This window comes from Flavobacterium anhuiense, assembly GCF_004151235.1.
GTDB lineage: Bacteria > Bacteroidota > Bacteroidia > Flavobacteriales > Flavobacteriaceae > Flavobacterium > Flavobacterium anhuiense_A.
Genome location: NZ_JUIV01000002.1, coordinates 562,586 through 582,477, shown reverse-complemented (window position 1 = coordinate 582,477; position 19,892 = coordinate 562,586). Strand labels below are relative to the sequence as shown.

At 35.8% G+C, this 19,892-nt stretch carries 16 protein-coding genes and 1 riboswitch; of the genes, 1 reads left to right on the top strand and 15 read right to left on the bottom strand.

The window, feature by feature from the left end; all coding sequences use genetic code 11:
• Nucleotides 1-73 precede the first annotated feature (73 nt).
• Nucleotides 74-652, bottom strand: a complete 579-nt coding sequence (locus NU08_RS05370; protein ID WP_129746188.1) for an outer membrane beta-barrel protein — start codon at nt 650-652, stop codon at nt 74-76.
• 148 nt (nt 653-800) lie between these two features.
• Between NU08_RS05370 and gldA the strand changes: the two genes are divergently transcribed.
• A complete protein-coding gene (gldA, locus tag NU08_RS05365; RefSeq protein WP_129746187.1) occupies nt 801-1,697 on the top strand; it encodes a gliding motility-associated ABC transporter ATP-binding subunit GldA in 897 nt (298 codons plus the stop codon).
• Between the two features lie 333 nt (nt 1,698-2,030).
• Here the strand turns inward: gldA and NU08_RS05360 are convergent, their stop codons facing one another.
• From NU08_RS05360 to cysD, 14 genes are all read right to left on the bottom strand, one after another.
• On the bottom strand, nt 2,031-3,431 hold the full coding sequence (locus NU08_RS05360) for a pyridoxal phosphate-dependent decarboxylase family protein (protein WP_129746186.1): 1,401 nt from the start codon (nt 3,429-3,431) through the stop codon (nt 2,031-2,033).
• 79 nt (nt 3,432-3,510) lie between these two features.
• Entirely contained in the window at nt 3,511-4,734 is a 1,224-nt protein-coding gene (locus tag NU08_RS05355; RefSeq protein ID WP_129746185.1) for a dicarboxylate/amino acid:cation symporter, read from the bottom strand.
• A gap of 211 nt (nt 4,735-4,945) precedes the next feature.
• Nucleotides 4,946-5,599 (bottom strand): class I SAM-dependent methyltransferase, encoded by a 654-nt coding sequence (locus tag NU08_RS05350; protein WP_129746184.1) that lies wholly within the window; start codon nt 5,597-5,599, stop codon nt 4,946-4,948.
• 279 nt (nt 5,600-5,878) lie between these two features.
• Complete coding sequence (gene metF / locus NU08_RS05345) at nt 5,879-6,835, bottom strand: methylenetetrahydrofolate reductase [NAD(P)H] (protein WP_129746183.1); 957 nt, start codon at nt 6,833-6,835, stop codon at nt 5,879-5,881.
• Between the two features lie 95 nt (nt 6,836-6,930).
• Nucleotides 6,931-7,287, bottom strand: a complete 357-nt coding sequence (locus NU08_RS05340) for a four helix bundle protein (protein WP_129746182.1) — start codon at nt 7,285-7,287, stop codon at nt 6,931-6,933.
• Nucleotides 7,288-7,369: 82 nt separating this feature from the next.
• Nucleotides 7,370-10,045: a methionine synthase gene (metH, locus tag NU08_RS05335; RefSeq protein WP_129746181.1), complete on the bottom strand. Its 2,676-nt coding sequence runs from the start codon at nt 10,043-10,045 to the stop codon at nt 7,370-7,372.
• 275 nt (nt 10,046-10,320) lie between these two features.
• Nucleotides 10,321-10,842: a hypothetical protein gene (locus NU08_RS05330; RefSeq protein WP_165352413.1), complete on the bottom strand. Its 522-nt coding sequence runs from the start codon at nt 10,840-10,842 to the stop codon at nt 10,321-10,323.
• 23 nt (nt 10,843-10,865) lie between these two features.
• Nucleotides 10,866-11,870 carry a homocysteine S-methyltransferase family protein gene (locus tag NU08_RS05325; protein ID WP_129746179.1) on the bottom strand — a complete coding sequence of 335 codons (1,005 nt, stop codon included), beginning with the start codon at nt 11,868-11,870 and terminating at the stop codon, nt 10,866-10,868.
• Between the two features lie 327 nt (nt 11,871-12,197).
• Nucleotides 12,198-12,314: riboswitch (SAM riboswitch) on the bottom strand.
• 312 nt (nt 12,315-12,626) lie between these two features.
• Nucleotides 12,627-13,679: an NAD(P)/FAD-dependent oxidoreductase gene (locus NU08_RS05320; RefSeq protein ID WP_129746178.1), complete on the bottom strand. Its 1,053-nt coding sequence runs from the start codon at nt 13,677-13,679 to the stop codon at nt 12,627-12,629.
• 197 nt (nt 13,680-13,876) lie between these two features.
• Nucleotides 13,877-14,458, bottom strand: coding sequence for a bifunctional precorrin-2 dehydrogenase/sirohydrochlorin ferrochelatase (locus NU08_RS05315; RefSeq protein WP_129746177.1), 582 nt, complete (start codon nt 14,456-14,458; stop codon nt 13,877-13,879).
• A 37-nt stretch (nt 14,459-14,495) separates the two neighbouring features.
• On the bottom strand, nt 14,496-15,269 hold the full coding sequence (gene cobA, locus NU08_RS05310; protein ID WP_129746176.1) for a uroporphyrinogen-III C-methyltransferase: 774 nt from the start codon (nt 15,267-15,269) through the stop codon (nt 14,496-14,498).
• Nucleotides 15,262-17,352, bottom strand: a complete 2,091-nt coding sequence (locus NU08_RS05305) for a HEPN domain-containing protein (protein ID WP_129746175.1) — start codon at nt 17,350-17,352, stop codon at nt 15,262-15,264. Before NU08_RS05305 ends, cobA begins: the two co-directional genes overlap by 8 nt.
• 104 nt (nt 17,353-17,456) lie before the next feature.
• Nucleotides 17,457-18,701, bottom strand: coding sequence for a sulfate adenylyltransferase subunit 1 (locus NU08_RS05300; RefSeq protein ID WP_129746174.1), 1,245 nt, complete (start codon nt 18,699-18,701; stop codon nt 17,457-17,459).
• Between the two features lie 139 nt (nt 18,702-18,840).
• On the bottom strand, nt 18,841-19,758 hold the full coding sequence (gene cysD, locus NU08_RS05295) for a sulfate adenylyltransferase subunit CysD (RefSeq protein WP_262489180.1): 918 nt from the start codon (nt 19,756-19,758) through the stop codon (nt 18,841-18,843).
• Nucleotides 19,759-19,892 lie beyond the last annotated feature (134 nt).

Sequence of the window (19,892 nt, the reverse complement as noted above, 5' to 3'; positions counted from 1 at the left end):
TTTACAAAAGAAGAATTAAAAAAAAAAGCGCTCCAATTGAGCGCTTTCTGAAATTGAATATAAAAACTAAAGATTAGAAGTTTTTAGAAATTCCAATGCTTGCTGTTTTACCAAAATTGAAATTAAATCTGCTTACATCTGGACCGTTGTTGTCATAATTTAATGTTTCGTAACCTAAACCGCCAATGCTGAAGTTAAGACCAAAACCATTTTTCATGTTAATGAAAAGAGCTGGAGTTACACCAATGTACATTCCATCTGCTTTATATTTTGTGTAGTTTGATCCAATGTAATCTTTTTCAGTTTGATTTTGGAAACCAGCTCCTAAATCTGCGAATACTGAGAAAGTTTGGCTTAATGGCATTGTGTAACGTACAAATGCACCAAATTTAGAACTGTTTGTTTTGTATTCATTTACACCTTGATCATCTTTTGAAGAAGCAACTGTAAACTCACCTCCAACTGTCCAGTTTTCGTGAAATTGGTAACCTACTTTTGGAGAAAAAGCAAATTCGTTTGATTTTCTTTCAGCATTACCGAAATCTCTTGTTTCAGAAGAATAAGAGATGTTACCACCTACTAATACTGTTCCTTTTTGTGCGTTTGCAAAACTGCAGATAGCTAAAGCAGCCATCACTAACATTTTTTTCATAATTTGGGTTTTATTTTAATTTTAGCATTCCCTTAACAATAACGATGCCGTGAATGCTGGGCTACCCAATTTTTTTATAATTACTTTAAAAGATAAAATTTTAGTAATCGAGACTATTTCTGTTTACTTTTGTAGCAAATAAAAAGTCATGTCGATAGAAGTAAACAGCATATCAAAAAGTTACGGAGCGCAAAAAGCTTTAAATGAAATTTCTTTTAAAATTGAGAAAGGAGAAATCGTAGGATTTCTTGGTCCAAATGGAGCTGGAAAATCTACGTTGATGAAAATTTTGACCACTTATTTACTTGCTGATAGTGGCTCAGCCCTTGTAAATGGTCACGATGTCATGACAAACGCAAAAGAGGTGCAACGATCTATTGGGTACTTGCCAGAGCATAATCCACTGTATTTGGATTTGTATGTTCGTGAGTATTTGGCATTTAATGCTGATGTTTACAACGTGCCAAAATCAAGAATCGAAGAAGTTATTCAACTGACAGGACTGACACCAGAAAGCCATAAAAAGATTGGACAGCTTTCTAAAGGATACCGCCAACGCGTTGGATTGGCAAATGCTTTGCTTCACGATCCAGAAGTTTTAATTTTGGATGAACCAACTACAGGTCTGGATCCGAATCAGTTAATGGAAATTCGTAATGTGATCAAAAATGCGGGAAAAAATAAAACAGTTTTTTTATCCACACACATTATGCAGGAAGTCGAAGCAATTTGCGATCGTGTCATAATTATAGATAAAGGACAAATTGTTGCAGACAATAAATTAGACCATTTGGTAACTGCCGACAAAGAGCAAGTTATTGAAGTAGAGTTTGATTACAAAGTTGAAGAACAGCTTTTGGCTAAACTAGAAAATATTTCTTCGTACGTAAATACCCATGACATGACATGGGAGCTGACTTTTGTTACAGACAAAGATATGCGCCCTACTATTTTTGATTTTGCCAACGAAAATGGATTAAAAACTTTACAATTGAATCAGAAAAATAAAAATCTGGAAGCTGTTTTTAGAGAAATTACTAAGTAAGTTTTCAGTCACAGTCACGGTTTTCAGTTAGAAAAGCGGTTTGTTTTATAAAAAACAAACCGCTTTTTTTATTGTCTTTTTTCTACAAATCAGAAAAATAAAGGTTTTTCAAAAAAAATAATTATTATTTTTATTTAGACTTGTTATAAATAATACTATATTTGGCAAATCAAATTTTAAATGCCACTATAAGTCATGCATACTTCTTCTATAGCAACAATTGCATTTACATACCGCATATAAATTTCGTTCTTTAAATACCTTGTTTTTTGTTTTTTTTTGTGTTAGTTAAGAGCCTGTTCCTTCAAACAGGCTCTTCTACTTTTATAAAGATTATAATTCTGAAAGCACTTCTCTCATTTCCTCAATTACAAGTTTCACATCATCTTCTGTAGTTCTCCAATTTACAAAAGAAGCGCGAATGCCCTTTTTGTTTTGATAAACTGTTGGTGTCATAAACACTTTTCCTGTATCATTCAAAGCAGATAAAAACTGGCTTACTTTTTCCTGATTGTGTTCTCCTTTTAAAGTAAAACAGACATTATTAAGACGAATTGGCGCTAAAAGTTCAAAATCATTTTCTATCAAAGCATTTCCAAAATGTAAAGCCAGTGCTGTACTATCTTCAATAATATCTCTGAACCCTTCTTTCCCATACGCTTTAAGCGAAAACCAAGCTGGCAGCGCACGCAAACGACGTGAATTTTCAGGAAGCACATTCAAATAATTAAAATTCTCCAACGGATTGCCTAAATAGGGCGCATTTGAATTCTGAAAGGTTTCAATCTGAAGATTAATGTGGTCTTTTTTAATTAAATAAAAAGCACTTTCATAAGGCACATTTAGCCATTTATGGCAGTCAATGGTAATACTGTCTGCGCCATCCCAGCCTTTTACATAATGCTTGTATTTTTCTGAAACGGCAGCAAATCCACCAAAAGCACCATCAATATGCCACCAGAAATTGTATTTTTCTTTTAGTGCTGCAATGGCTTCAAAATCATCAAAATCAGCTGTATTTACAGTTCCCGCACTCGAAATCAGAATAAAAGGTTTTCCGTTTAAAGCTTTGATTTTTTCTTCTAAATCACCAATATCCAAAGCCTCACGGTTTCCTTCGATTGTTTTTACAACTGTATAATTCTGGCTTCCAATTCCTAAAAGTGATAAACATTTTACAGAAGAAGAATGCGGTGTTGCTGTTAAAATATTGATTGGTTCTGAAATTCCATTTTTAGCAAAATCTTTTCCAGACTGTTTTCCAAACCATTGCCTTGCAACTGCTAAACTTGTGAAATTAGACATTGTAGCACCAGTAACAAATCCGCCTAAAAATGAATCAGGAAGCTCTAATAATTGTAATAATAAATTAATAGTTTCAAATTCTATTAATGCTGAATTTCCGCCCTGCGATGTTACAGATTGTGTATTTTGATCATAAACCGATGCCAGCCAATCTCCAACAATAGATGCCGGTGTTGAACCGCCTGTTACAAATCCCCAATATCTTGGCCCAGACGAAGAAACCATCAATGGAGCCAGTCTCTCATTAAATTCCTTTAAAGCTTCAATAGATCCTAACCCTAATTCGTTTAGCACGGTTTTAGGATCGATTGAATAGGTATTGGATGTTGGAATATTTTCAATATTATTCAGAAAATCAATCCCTTGCTGTTTTGTTTTTTCTAAGATATTCTCAAAATTATTGAGATCATGCTGTAATTTTGAATTCATAAGTTTGTTGTATTAGTTATGTCGCGCAGATTGCGCGGATGAGAAAGATTAATAAAAATTTGAGTGTTTTAAGGAACTGCTACCACTTTGTCTTTTCGGAGAATCTAGAAACCATCATCGAGCAGATTACATCTCCGTTAGCATTTAATAAAGTAGCAATTGGATCAACCAAAGTTCCCAGAATCATGGCAACTGGAAGAGCCTGTTCCATAGGAAAACCATAAACTGTTATGGCTAAAATTTCTCCAATATAACCTCCGTTTGGGATTCCTCCTTCTACAATCGAAACAATAACTGTAATTCCGAGTGCCAAAAGAATTGTCATCGGATCTGAAAAGTCTTTACCAAACATGGCAAACAAAAAAGTTATTTTTAAGATAGATGACATACTCGAACCGTCTTTATGCAAAGGTGCTCCAAGCGGAATTACTAAATTGCGCACATGTGCTGGAATTCCCATTTTTTCTGCTGCAGCTAAATTGGCAGGAATAGTTGCGATACTGCTACAAGTTCCTACTGCTGTTAAAGAAGGCATTATATTGTTGCTCCAAAAAACTTTAAAAGCTCTTTTTCCGCCAGCAACAAGTGCATATAAACTGAAAAACACAAAGAAATAGAAGACACAAGCTGCATAATAAACTGCCATCGGTTTTGCATAAACTCCCAACAATTGCGGGCCAAAAACACCAACCTGATAGGCAAAATAAGCTCCTAAACCAATTGGTGCAAATTTCATGATGATGTTCAAAAGCTGCTTCATGACCTCGTTTCCTGAATCTAGAAAACTCTTGAAAGCCTTTCCTTTTTCTCCTGATTGCAATGTGGCAAAACCCACTAAAAAAGAGAAAATAATTAAGGCCAGCATACTTTTTCGAGACAATAATTCGAAGAAATCATTTGCTGTAAGCAGTTTTGCAATTTGGTCTCCTGCTGATCCCGATGTTACTTCTTCAAACGGAACTTTTGCAATAGCAATATCTTCATGAATCGGAAAAAGATAAACAGCGCAAATCATCACAATGGCCGAAATCAAAATGGTAGCGAGAAAAACCAACACCATTATAACAAAGAGTTTTCCAAGCTTTTCTGTTCTTTCCAGATTTGCTACCGAAGAACCAATTGTGAAAAAAATCAGTGGAATAATGGCCGTGAAGAGTAAATTCAGAAATATATCGCCAAGCGGTTTTATAATCAAAACATCTTCTCCAAATACTAACCCGAAAATACTTCCGATTATAATACCGCCAAGAAGCCATAAAATACTGCTGTAACTCTGCAAAAAATTGATTTTCTTAACTTCCATAATGTAGAGAATTATAATTCAGAAGGGTTAATAATAAGGAATGAAAGTACTCAAAAAACTGTTAAGATTATTTTTTTTAGCCACTCCCGATAGCTATCGGGATAAAGTGATTTACACAGATTTTAAAATGAACAAATTAATAGTGGAAATTTGTGAAATTAGTGGCAAAAGAAAAAATCCTTTTAATTTGTATAATCTGTGGCTAAAAATATTATTTCTCCAGAACAATCGTAGTAAAAACCCTGTCAGCAAGTTCGCCTGTTTTGCTCTTTACTTGTTCTGTCTGACTTTCAATGTAAACAATTTTAAAAGCTGTTTTTTTAATTAGTTTTTGTGCTTTTTCAGTGTCATAAAGCTCAAATTCGAATTGAGTAAATGGAAGCTGTTTCATGAAATCTTCCTGTGCAAATGTCAGACAGAAATTACCGCCTGGTTTTAAAACTCTGTAGATTTCTGAAAGCAATTCTTCAGGCTTCTGCCAGAAATAAATTGTATTTACTGTAAATATTTTATCAAATAATCCATCTTCAAACGGAATTGTATTTCCGTCATAAAGTGAAAAGAAAGCTTGTTTTTGAGAAACAAAATTTCGGTTGATCTGGCGCGCTTCCTGAAACATCAGTTCCGACATTTCCAGTCCGTAGTATTTTAGCTTTTCAGCTTGTTCAAACAGAAATTCTACGTGGCCCGCGTTTCCGTGGCCTAATTCCAGAATTCTGTTTTCGTTTGAAATATTGAGATTCAGAATCGAATGTTTGGTCATATTGATGTTCGTTTCGTTCATCATATTGGCCATTTCGATTCCTTTTTCTCCCGATGGATGTTTTAATTGAGAGGCTATGGCTTGTAGTTCTTCTTGTTTCATAATGTCTAAATTAATGAAAAATTGAAAATAAAATTCCTGATGCCCTAGCCCAGATGGGAACGGCATCCTTTTGTGGCGGGGTTCGCCACAAAAGATACAGTGGACAGCTGGAATTAGCTCCTAAAACTTTTTATTCTTAGCCTTCCAGAAACAAGCTTGATTCATTTTTACCATTAAGGCATTAAGAAGATTAAGTCAAACTTTATGAGCTTAATTCTAAATGGTAAAAAGAAAATTAAGATCTAGCTTTATGAACTTAATTTCTTAATGGTAAAAAAACTAAAAAACCTGACTTGCGATCTGGCGGATGTTCTCAGATTTACCCATTGAATAATAATGTAAAAACGGAACTCCTGCGGCTTTTAATTCTAATGACTGCTGAATCGCCCATTCGATTCCGACTTGTTTGATTTCAGCGTTATTTTTGCATTTATCTACAGCATCGATTAAATCTTCCGGTAAATCGATTCTGAAAATCTGAGGTAAAACTTGCAAATGTCTTTGAACAGCAATTGGTTTAATTCCAGGAATAATCGGAATCGTGATTCCCATTTCTCTTGCTTTTTCTACGAAAGCAAAATATTTAGCGTTATCAAAAAACATTTGTGTTACTACGTAATCTGCTCCAGCGTCAACTTTTTCTTTTAATCTTTTCAAATCTGATTGTAACGAAGGAGATTCTAAATGTTTTTCTGGATAACCCGCAACTCCAATACAGAAATCTGCTTTGTTGTCAGCATCCATTACTTCATGAAGATATTTTCCGCAGTTCAAATCATTAATTTGTTTCACCAAATCAATTGCATAATGATTACCTCCTGCTTTTGGCACAAAAGATTGTTCGTCTTTCATTGCATCGCCTCGAAGTGCCATTACATTGTTAATTCCTAAATAATGACAGTCAACTAGCATGTACTCGGTTTCTTCTTTGGTAAAACCACCACAAAGCAAATGCGGAACCGTATCTACATTGTATTTATGTTTTATAGAAGCGCAAATTCCAAGCGTTCCCGGACGCATACGAGTCAGTTTTTTGTCCAAAAGTCCGTTACCGCGGTCAATGTAAATATACTCTTCACGAGATGTCGTTACATCAATAAACGGCGGATTAAACTCCATTAACGGATCAATATTATCGTATAATTCCTGAATGCTCTTCCCCTTTTGAGGTGGAATAATTTCAAATGAGAATAATGTTTTTCCTTTGGCGTTTTCTATATGTTCTGTTACTTTCATTTCTTTTTAGTTGATAGTTTTTGGTTGATTGTTGTTAGTTTAATTCTAAGTTTTGTTGATGCTAAAACCATCAACCAACAACTGACAACCATAAACTATATTATTTTTTTATAATAGTTAATAAAACCGTTTAATAACTTTTTACAAGTTTGAATCTGTGCCAACACAATATTAAATGTATTCTCATCAATGTATTTTTGATCCAATGCTAAATAATACTGCGTTTCTAATTCATACAATGACCCTCTTGAAATATGAAGAAAATGTATTGTTTCTTTTGATGTTTGTCGCCCACAACCTTCTGCTATATTTGAAGGAATTGAGATTGCCGCTCTTCTCATCTGATTTGTCAATCCAAACAATTCTTCCTTTGGAAACAGTTTAGAAGATTCATATAACAAATTCACCAATTTTCGAGCTTCCAGCCAAACTTCTAATTTACTGTATTCCATTTTAGTTGTTCGTTTATAGTTGTTGGTTGATGGCACTTTGAGCTCAGATCTATCAACCAAAAACCAACAACCATCAACCAATTTAATCTGCTATATTAGGATTTAACCATTTCATTGCGTAATCAAGCGGTACATTTCGGCGTTTGGCGTAATCTGTCACCTGATCTTCTTTTATTTTTCCGAGTCCGAAATAGCGGCTTTTTGGGTTTCCGAAATAATATCCTGAAACCGATGAAGCCGGCCACATTGCCATACTTTCTGTTAGTTTCACTCCTATTTGTTTTTCAACATCCAAAAGTTTCCAAATCGTTGGTTTCTCCAAGTGATCTGGACAAGCCGGATAACCCGGAGCAGGACGAATTCCTTTATAACTTTCTTTAATCAATTCTTCGTTGGTTAAAGATTCTTCTGAATCATAACCCCAGAAATCTTTACGCACTCGCTCGTGAAGATATTCGGCGAAAGCCTCAGCAAAACGATCGGCAAGCGCTTTCACCATAATCGAATTATAATCGTCTAAATTCTTTTCATATTCTGCTGCCCATTCGTCAACACCAAAACCAGTAGTTACGCAGAAAGCTCCCATATAATCCTCAATTCCGCTTTCTTTTGGCAGAATAAAATCGGCCAAAGCGATATTTGGTGCGCCTTTTGTTTTTTGCGACTGCTGACGAAGCGTTAAGAATTTCTCTAAAACTTTTCCGTTTTCATCGCGCAATTCGATATCGTCATCATCCACCTGATTCGCAGGGAAGATTCCGTAAATACCTTTTGTTTTTAGTTTTTTCTCTTCTAAAATCACTTTTAACATTGCCTGAGCATCGTTAAAAACAGAAGTTGCTTCTTTACCCACAACCTCATCCGTCAAAATCGCTGGATATTTTCCGTACAATTCCCAAGTCTGGAAAAATGGCGTCCAGTCTATATACGGAACCAAAACATCCAATTCTACTTCGATGGTCTGTGCGCCAATTACTTTTGGTTTTACCGGAGTATATTCAGACCAATCCAATTGTAATTTGTTTTTACGGGCATCTTCAATTGTCAAGAAGTTTTTATCTCTTGAACGATTTAAGAACGTTTCTCTAAACGAATCGTATTCTGCACGAATATCTGCAGCGTATATTTTTCTATTATGATCTAACAGATTTCCAGCAACTGTAACGGCTCTTGAAGCATCGTTTACGTGAATTACAGTTTCTCTATATTGAGGTGCAATTTTCACGGCCGTATGCGCACGCGAAGTCGTTGCTCCACCAATCATAATCGGGATTTTAATATCTTGTTTGTCTAATTCTTTGGCTAAATATACCATTTCGTCAAGCGAAGGCGTGATCAGTCCGCTTAATCCAATAATGTCAACTTCATGTTCAATTGCAGCCGAAATAATTTTTTCCGGAGGAACCATAACACCAAGATCTACAATCTCATAATTGTTACAAGCCAAAACCACAGAAACAATGTTTTTACCAATATCGTGAACGTCACCTTTTACGGTTGCCATTAGGATTTTTCCGTTTCCTTGTTTGTCTCCGGCTTGTTTGCTCGCTTCAATAAAAGGCAATAAATAAGCCACGGCTTTTTTCATTACACGAGCCGATTTTACTACCTGTGGCAGGAACATTTTTCCGCTTCCGAACAAATCTCCAACCACATTCATTCCGGCCATTAAGTTGATCTCAATAACTTCGATTGGTTTTGTTGCTGCCAAACGTGCTTCTTCAACATCTTCTTCAATAAAAGCATCGATTCCTTTTACTAACGAATGTGTAATACGCTCCTGAACAGTTCCAAAACGCCACTCCTGAACCGTTTTTTCATCACTTTTTGCTTCGCCTTTTACGCTATCTGCAAAATCCAAAAGTCTTTCGGTTGCATCGTCACGTCTATCTAAAATTACATCTTCAACGTATTCTAATAAGTCTTTCGGAATATCATCATAAATCGTCAACATTTCAGGGTTTACGATTCCCATCGTCATACCGTTTTTAATCGCATGGTATAAAAATACCGAGTGCATCGCTTCACGAACCGTATCATTTCCTCTAAAAGAGAACGAAACATTACTTACACCACCGCTGATATGTGCATGTGGCAAATTTTCGCGAACCCATTTTGTTCCTCTAAAGAAATCCAATGCGTTCAATCTATGCTCTTCCATTCCCGTTGCAACTGGGAAAATATTCAAATCGAAAATAATATCCTGCGGAGGGAAATTTACTTTGTTCACCAAAATATCATACGAACGCGCACAAATTTCTACACGACGATCGTAATTATCAGCCTGACCGACTTCGTCGAAAGCCATTACAATTGCAGCGGCACCGTAACGTTTGATTAATTTGGCGTGGTGAATAAAGGCTTCTTCTCCTTCTTTTAACGAAATCGAGTTTACAACGCTTTTTCCTTGTACTACTTTCAGACCAGCTTCGATGATTTCCCATTTCGAACTGTCAATCATAATCGGCACTCTCGAAATATCTGGTTCAGCCGCGATTAAATTCAAAAATTTAGTCATTGCCGTAACGCCGTCAAGCATTCCTTCATCCATATTAATATCGATGATCTGTGCTCCTCCTTCTACCTGCTGCCTTGCAATATCAAGTGCCTCGTCGTATTTCTCTTCCTTGATTAGTCTCAGGAATTTTCTTGAACCTGTTACGTTTGTACGCTCGCCAACATTCACGAAAACACTTTCGGGCGTAATAATCAACGGTTCTAATCCTGATAATACAAGGTCTCTTCTTTTTTCTGTCATTTCTTTCTAAGTTACTAAGATCCTGAGATTCTAAGATTCTAAGTTTTTTATTCTATTTCTTTCCTGCGAGGTTTTGAAAACCTTGTAAGTATTTATGTTTAATATTTTGGGCGTGTCCTTCGGCCGGGCTATCCGTTACAAGTCCTCGCACTTCCTTCGTCAGGCTGTGGGCTTTTCACTTCTATCCCTTACGCAGGCATTGTGATATAAGTTAAATTATTCAAAACCTTTTATTCACTTTGTTGGTATGGTTTGCAAATCCATATCTCGTTATACTATCTAGCCATTTCGTCTAATGATTGAAGCATTGTTTTAATGTTATTTTTTGCCGAAATTTCATTCGCTAGTCGCAACCTTTTAGAACCAATAATGGCATCTGACATCGTAGCATTCCCTGATTGATTAATACTTTTACTAAAAACCAAATTATTTTTATTATACAACTTGTATTCTATTGTTGTTTCTACAGTTAAATTAAACCACTTAGGCCTACTTACAGAAATTATATTTACTTCAAGAACCCAATCACCATCTGTAATAGCTTCTGTTTTTGTAAATGCATTAGATTCAGTAAATGATTTTTTTAATGCCTCTTCAAAATTTTTATTAGAAATATTAGATACCCAGAATGGGTTTGTCTTTTTTCCACCTGTAACAGATTTTATGTAAAGCTGATCTCCAATCTGTTTTTCAACTTTATAATCTTTGACAGTCATACCTTTAATAGATGCACTAGATGCACATCGACTCAAAAAAACTGAAACAAAAACTATTAAAACTATATATTTAAATTTCATCTCTAATATTTCATAAAATTGGACTACACCAATACCGGCGCCACTCTAGGCTTATAATCCTTCGCAACCTCAGCCATTAATCGAATATGATCCGGAGTTGTTCCGCAACAGCCACCGATGATATTAATTAAATTATCGTCTAAATATTCTTTAATGAATGCTTGTGTCTGCTCTGGTGTTTCATCATATTGTCCGAATGCGTTTGGTAATCCTGCGTTTGGATGCGCCGAAACATTAAAGCTTGTATTATGTGCTAATGTTTTTAAATACGGTTTCAACAAATCGGCTCCAAGTGCGCAATTGAATCCTACGCTTAATAATGGAATATGCGAAACTGAGATCAAAAACGCTTCAACAGTTTGTCCTGAAAGTGTTCTTCCTGAAGCATCGGTAATTGTTCCTGAAACCATGATTGGAATATCAAGATTACGTTCTTCTTTTACTTCTTCGATTGCAAAAAGTGCTGCTTTTGCATTTAAGGTATCAAAGATTGTTTCAACTAAAAGCAAATCACAGCCTCCATCCATTAAAGCTTCCACTTGTTCTTTGTATGCAATTCGTAAATCATCGAAAGTCACAGCTCTGTAACCTGGATCATTTACATCTGGTGACATACTTGCCGTACGGTTCGTCGGTCCGATTGAACCGGCTACGAAACGTGGTTTTTCCGGATTTTTTGCGGTAAACTCATCGGCAACCTCGCGTGCAAGTTTTGCCGATTCGTAGTTTAACTCGTAAACCAAATCTTCCATGTGATAATCGGCCATACCGATTGTCGTTCCTGAGAAGGTATTGGTTTCTACGATGTCAGCACCAGCTTCAAAATAAGCGGCATGTACATCGCGGATTGCTTGTGGTTGTGTTAGGGATAGTAAATCGTTGTTTCCTTTTAACGGATGCGGAAAATCTTTGAAACGCTCTCCTCTGAAATCTTCTTCCGAAAAATTATAGCGTTGCAACATTGTTCCCATTGCTCCGTCAAGGATTAGGATATTTTTTTTTATTGCTTCTTTTATCGTAATTGCCATATTTTTTTTGCCACTAAGACGCTAAGGCGCCAAGTTTTTTTATTTTTAATTTTTTAAGGCACTATTTAAACCTGACAAATTTTGAAAACCTGTCGGATTTAGCCTTCGATATTTTTTTACTTTAATTCCAAAAGTGCACTATTGTTGGCTCATTAGCCCCGATTGAAGTGGAAATCCTTTTGTTTTTTTCTTAAAAAAACAAAAGATTGCAACGAAAAGCGGGAACTATTGACTGCAAAAATGCGCCAATGATTCGCTCCTTACCGAATTGCTTCGGTAAATATTGTATGTTGTCTGGAAAAGTTTTGAGAAATACTGTATGTATTTGTGTTATCTATCTTTAATACTGGAAAATGTCGTATAAAGTAGAATTTAGCACCTTCTTTATGGTAAAGGGTTGCTAAGGTTTCATCGGGTCTATCCCTCCGCCTTTCGTGATAACTGACAATATTTTTAAGAACAGTGCAAAGGTATGAAATAGGGTTTCGATTTGCAAATGTTTTTTCTTCAAGCTTCTAAGGTTCTAAGTTGCTAAGATTCTAAGTTTTAAAATTGGCTCCTTTTTTCGAACATAGCCCGCGGTTTCAACCGCGGGAACGTATTGTGATTATGCAATGCTTTTATTCGTTGTCTTCCAGTGGTTGAAACCACTGGCTATGTTTTATATACTTTGCTAAAAAATAAAGCTCAAACTTTTTCAAGTTTGAGCTTTCTATTAAAAATCTTAGTGTCTTAGAAACTCAGTATCTCAGCAACTTACACTATCGCTTTAACAACCGCTTTTGGTGCTTCTTTACGAGTTCCGTCGAAACCGTCTACACCAGAAACTGTTGTATATTTCAATACGTATTTTTTACCTGGATTGATGATTTGGTAAGCAGCCTGACACATTAAAGTTGCTTCGTGGAAACCGCAAAGGATTAACTTTAATTTTCCTGGATATGTGTTTACGTCTCCAATGGCGAAGATTCCCGGAATGTTAGTTTGGTAATCTAATGCATTGTTTACTTTGATGGCATTTTTCTCGATTTCTAATCCCCAGTCTCCAATTGGACCTAATTTTGGTGTTAATCCGAAAAGTGGAATAAAATAATCGCATTCAATTTTACGGTGTGCTCCGTTTTCTTCGATATCCAAAGATTCTACGTGCTCAGCACCGTTGATTCCGATAACTTCAGCCGGAGTGATTAATTTGATTTTTCCTGCTGATTTTAATTCCTGTACTTTTTCTACTGAATCAAGAGCTCCTCTAAATTCGTTTCTTCTGTGGATTAAAGTTACTTCTGAAGCTACGTTTGCTAAGAAAATTGACCAGTCTAATGCTGAATCTCCTCCTCCTGCAATAACAACTCTTTTGTCTCTGAATTTCTCAGGATTTTTGATGAAGTATTTTACTCCTTTATCTTCATAAAACTCGATATCTTCGATAAGTGGTTTACGAGGCTCAAAACTTCCTAAACCTCCAGCGATTGCGATAACTGGCGCGTGAAATTTAGTTCCTTTGTTTGATGTTACAATGAAAGTCCCATCTTCTTGCTTTTCAACTGTTTCAGCACGTTCTCCTAAAGTAAATCCTGGCTCAAACTGTTTGATTTGCTCCATTAATCCGTCAACTAAATCTCCGGCTAATACTTCTGGGAACCCAGGAATATCATAAATTGGTTTTTTTGGATATAACTCTGATAGTTGTCCTCCTGGTTGTGGAAGCGCATCTAAAATGTGGCATTTTAACTTTAGCAATCCTGCCTCAAATACGGCAAATAAACCTGTTGGCCCTGCTCCAATTATAAGTATATCTGTTTTAATCATTATGTTGTTGTTTATAATCATTCTTAATAACGCAAAGAAACGAATAAATCCTTGTACTTTCAATGATTTTTATCATTAATTTCTTTACGAAACTTTTTTACTCTTTATTTTTTAATGAAGAGGTAATCTCATTCATTCTTTTACATCGGGTTAAAACCCGACGCTACCAATATTATGACCCCTCTGGAACTTTTTTGTTATTTGTTACTTTTCAAAGAAGCTGTTATTTCATTCATCCTCTTTACTTTATCTTCAAAATTACCTTTTAAGGTTTTTCGGTATTCGTTTAGGTTCTCAACCATTTGATTGATATCTTCCGGAATTACTTCTTCAAAAAACTCCCGAAGCCTTTTGGCTGTTGTTGGCGATTTTCCATTTGTTGAAATGGCGATTTTTACATTTCCTTTTGTTACGATTCCGCCCAGATAATAATCGCATAAATCTGGTGTATCGGCGATATTGCAAATCAGATAACGTTTTCTCGCTAAATCGTAAACCTTTTTATTTACTTTCAAATCGTCTGTACAGGCAATTACCATGTGACGCTTTTTGAGCATTTTCTTTTTAAACTTCGATCTTGTTAATGTTATCGAAGGATGCTTTTCGGCCAAAACTTTTATTTCTAAATGAAATTCTTTTGCCACTACCTCAACATTTGCATTCGGACTTGACTTCAGCAAGAAAGAAAGCTTTTCCAGACCTACATTTCCTCCTCCTACAATTAATACATTTAAATTGTGAAGCTTTAGAAATATTGGATATAATTCGTTTTGTTCCATTTTAATATAATTTCATCTAAACAAAATTAGATGATTTTTATCGAATGGTTTCCTTTGATAGAAATTCTTCGTAAAATCCTTTTAATTTGTTGCTTTCGCGAACCACTTCGCCTAAAACAATAATCGCTGGAGAACCTAATTCTCTTTGTTTTACAACTTCTAAAATCGAATCGACTGTTCCTACGCCTACTTTTTCTGCTGCTGTTGTTCCGTTTTGGATGATCGCAACTGGCAGATTTCCTTTGTTTTCTTTTTGAAACAAATCGATAATCTGAGGTAGTTTGTGCATTCCCATCAAAATCACAACTGTTGCAGAAGATTGTGCTGCCAAGGATACATCTGAAGATAATTTTCTGTCAGACGTTGTTCCTGTAATGGCGCAAAAGCTTTCTGAAACTCCTCTTTTTGTAATCGAAATTCCCTGACTTGCAGGCACCGCAACTACTGATGAAATTCCTGGAACTACGATTGTTTCTATTCCGAAACTTTCTGCAAAATCAACTTCTTCTCCGCCTCTTCCGAAAATAAATGGATCTCCGCCTTTTAATCTCACTACGTTTCCGTATGTCAATGCATTATCTACAATCAACTGATTGATTTGATCCTGCGTGTAAGCATGATTTCCGATTCTTTTTCCAACAAAAATTCGGATGGCATTTTTAGGTGCATAATCCAGAATTTCTTCATTGGCCAAAGCGTCGTACAAAACCACATTTGCTTCAGCCAATGCTTTTACAGCTTTCAGCGTCAGTAAATCGGGATCGCCCGGACCTGCACCGACTAAAGTTATTTTGGGTTTTATATTATGCATTTGCTAATTCCTGTGCTCTGAAAGTTTCGATTTTATCAAAGAAAACAGTTGCTTGTGCAATGTAATCTTTAGCGAAAGCTTCAGATGGTTCATTTCTATTGATTTGGTAAACCAAGTCTTTAAAAGTTGAATTCAATTCGATTTTACTAGTTTCTATGAAAACAGTATCAAACAAGTCTACAATTCCTGCGTGGTGGTTTGTTTTTTGGTTTTCTGCCAATAACAATGCTTTTGCACCGTTTACAAATCCTGCGTAAGCATGATAAATCGCATCTGACCATTTTTTCTCATCGAAAGATTCCTGAGCCAAAATCAATTTCTCTTTAGCTTCAAACAATAATGTTGCTACTAAATCGATCACTACTCCGGCACATTCTCCAACTCCAACTGCTTTTACGTAATTGTCAGCGTTACCCCAATCCACAAAATCTGCTTCTGTTAAATTGGTTACATCTGCATACGGTTTTAAGATTTCATAGAAATATTTTTCTCCTTTTGTATCATAATAATCAAGGAATTTTTGTCCGCTTCCGTTAGTATCAAAATCATTTAAGATGGTACGCAACGCATCTGGTCCTCTACGACTAGGCACTTTGATTACTTTATCAGCAAAACGTCCCGCTCCGTTTCCTAATCTTCCTCCACCCAATAAAACCTGCAAAGCCGGAGCCACTAGTTTTCCTGAATTGATAGACATTCCTTGGAATCCAATTGCAGACATATTATGTTGTCCGCAAGCATTCATACAACCTGAAATTTTAATTTCGATTTCGCGGTTGTTTAAATACTGAGGATATTCTGTTTTTAAAACTCTTTCTAATTCTTCTGCAATACCGGTACTACTTGCAATCCCCAAGTTGCAAGTATCAGTACCCGGACATGCCGTAATATCTCCAACTGAATTATATCCTAATTGAACAAAGTCAAGTTTGGCTAATTCTTGATAAAAGAAAGGAAGATTCTCCTCTTTTATGTTTCGTATTACAATATTTTGACGCAATGAAAAACGCAATTCATTTGCTCCGTAATTTTTAATTAAATCAGCTAATAATCTGGCTTTATCTGTGTAAAAATCTCCTAACAAAACTTTGATTCCGATAGCATAATAACCGTCTTGTTTCTGTTTGATTACATTCGAATTTTTCCACGCTTCATACGCTTCTGTATCTTCGATTGTAACTTGCGGAACTTCTAATAATGGTTCTGGAATTGGACCGTCAAAAGCGGTTGTATCAATTTCGTATGTTTCAAAAGCGATTGCTTTTTTCTCTTTTTCAACCAAATCAAGGAAAGCATCTTTCCCCATTTCTTTGATTAAGAATTTCATACGCGCTTTCATTCTTTTTGCACGTTCTCCGTATCGGTCGAAAATACGGATAATTCCTTCTGCTGTTGGAATGATTTCGTTTACCGGAACGAACTCCGAAAGCAATTCGGCATGCGCTGGTTGAGAGCCTAAACCTCCACCAAACATGATTTTGAAACCTTTTTGCCCGTCTTTGATTTTTGGAATAAATCCTAAATCGTGCAAATAACTCAAAGCCGTATCTTCATCTGAAGAAGAGAACGAAATTTTGAATTTACGTCCCATTTCCTGACAAATTGGGTTTCTTAACAGATATTGAAAAAGTCCGTGTGCGTAAGGAGAAACATCAAATGGTTCGTTTACGTCAACTCCAGCCAATTCGCTTCCTGTAATATTCCTAACGGTGTTTCCGCAAGCTTCACGAAGTGTAATATCATCTTTGGCCAAATCTGCCCAAAGTTCAGGTGTTCTGTCTAAACTTACGTAGTGAATCTGAATATCCTGACGTGTTGTAATATGCAAACGTCCTGTAGAATATTCATCAGACACTTCTGTAATTCTTCTTAACTGCTCGCTGGTCACTTTTCCATAAGGCAATTTGATACGAATCATCTGAACACCTTCCTGACGTTGACCGTAGATTCCGCGCGCTAAACGAAGACTACGAAAACGCTCATCATCAATTTTTCCTCCACGGAATAAGTGAATCTTTTTTTCTAATTCGATAATCTCCTTCTGAACTACCGGATTTTCTATTTCTGTTCTAAAACTTTCCATTTTGTTTTTGGCTTTAGGCTTTAAGCTTTAGGCTCTAAGCTTTTTAAACTTTGTGTCTTTCCTCATTTAAGCTTAAGGCTTATTGCTTAAAGCTTATAGCAGGTTTACCTAATAAATCCTACTCCTGCTGTTGTGTTTGTTGCTGTATCAATTAAGATGAAAGCTCCGTTTGATTTGTTTTCGTTGTATGAATCAAAATATAACGGTTTGCTTAATTTGATCGTTACTTCTCCAATTTCGTTAATCGCTAATTGTGAAGCTTCTGTCGTTCCTGAGTAATCTGTTGCAATTGTATTTTTAATGCTTTCTACCTTTGCTAAAACTCTGTTTGTATTGTGTTGTACCAAATATTTAGTTCCCGGAACCAGTTTTTTACTGTCCATCCAGCAAACTGTTGTGGTAATATCTTTTTCAATTTTTGGAAGCTCGTCAGATTTTACAATCATATCACCTCTCGTTACATTGATATCATTTTCTAATTCGATTGTGATTGAAGAACCTGCAGTAGCTTCGTCAAATGATTTATCGAAGAAATGAATTTTAGATACTTTTGATTCTGTTAAAGAAGGAAGAACTGTTACTGCATCTCCAACTTTAATGGAGTTTCCGTATAATTTTCCGGCATAACCTCTAAAATCGTGGTATTCTTCTGTTTTTGGACGAATCACGGTCTGAACTGGAAAACGTGCTTTTCCTGCTTCGTAAACATCATGAGAATGTAATCCTTCTAAATGCTCTAAAACAGTTTGCCCTTCGTACCAAGGCATGTTTTCAGATTTGTCAACCACGTTTCCACCATTGATTGCACTTAACGGAATGTAACTTACGTTTTGCTCTTTGAAAGTACTTTTTGCATTTAAAGCCTCAAAATCAGCTTTGATTTTATTGAAAACTTCTTCTGAGTAATCAACCAAATCCATTTTGTTGATGGCAACGATTACTTCTTTTACTCTCAATAAATTATTGATGAAAAAGTGACGGTATGTCTGCTCGATAACTCCTTTTCTGGCATCAATCAAAATGATAGAAACCTGAGAAGTCGAAGCTCCTGTAACCATGTTTCTTGTATATTCTACGTGCCCTGGAGTATCGGCAATAATGTAACTTTTCTTTGCAGTCGAAAAATAAATGTGCGCAACATCAATCGTGATTCCTTGCTCTCTTTCTGCTACTAATCCATCAGTTGCCAAAGAAAAATCAAGGTAATCGTATCCTTTTTGTTTACTGCTTTTTTCGATTGCTTCTATTTTATCAGTTGTCAACGATTTTGTATCGTACAATAATCTTCCGATCAAAGTACTTTTCCCGTCATCTACACTTCCTGCTGTTGCTATTTTTAAAACGTCCATTCTAATTTATGTTGTTTCAGGTTTAAAGTTTCACGTTTTCTGTTGAAACTTATAATCCGTATGTTTTTGTTTTCTTGATTTTACTTTTAAATTTCGTTTGGAATTACACTCATAATTCAAAACTCATAACTCATAATTATTAAAAGTATCCCTGTTGTTTTCTTTTTTCCATCGCCGCTTCAGAACGTTTGTCATCGATTCTGGCTCCTCTTTCAGAAATAGTAGACGATCTGATTTCTCCAACTACTTCTTCTATTGTTGCTGCGTAAGATTCAACAGCTGCTGTACAGCTCATATCTCCAACGGTTCTGAAGCGAACAATTCTTTCTTCGATTTGTTCGTCTTCTTCTTGGTACACAAAAGGAGAATGCGACCAGATTAAACCGTCTCTCAAAAAAACTTTTCTTTTATGTGAGAAATAGATTGACGGAATCTCGATTTTTTCTTTTTCGATATAACTCCACACGTCTAATTCTGTCCAGTTTGAAATTGGAAAAACACGTACATTTTGCCCATTTTCAATTTTTCCATTCAAAATATCAAACAACTCAGGTCTCTGATTTTTTTCGTCCCATTGTCCGAAATCATCACGAACTGAGAAAATACGTTCTTTAGCTCTTGCTTTTTCTTCATCGCGACGCGCTCCACCAATACAAGCATCAAACTTAAATTCTTCAATTGCATCTAAAAGTGTTGTTGTCTGTAAGCTGTTACGGCTTGAATATTTTCCAGTTTCTTCCACCACTTTTCCTTCATCAATAGCATCCTGAACATTACGAACGATCAGCTCTAAACCTAATTCTTCTACCAATTTATCTCTGAAAGCGATTGTCTCAGGAAAATTGTGTCCCGTATCAACGTGCAAAAGAGGAAACGGAATCTTAGCAGGGAAAAATGCTTTTTGCGCCAAACGCACCAATGTAATAGAATCTTTTCCTCCAGAGAAAAGTAAAACCGGTTTGTCAAACTGTGAAATTACTTCTCTGAAAATGTATATCGCTTCACTCTCTAAAGCGTTTGTTTTTAATACTGAACTCATTGTTTTTTTGTTTGATATTTTGTTTGTGGATTTTTTTGTTTCAGGTTTAAAGTTTCAAGTTTTTCACCTAATCTAAAATCTCCACTCTTTATTCTATAATCTTTATTCTATGCTCTAGCAAAAAGTCTTGCCTCTTTCTTCTTGCTTCTAAA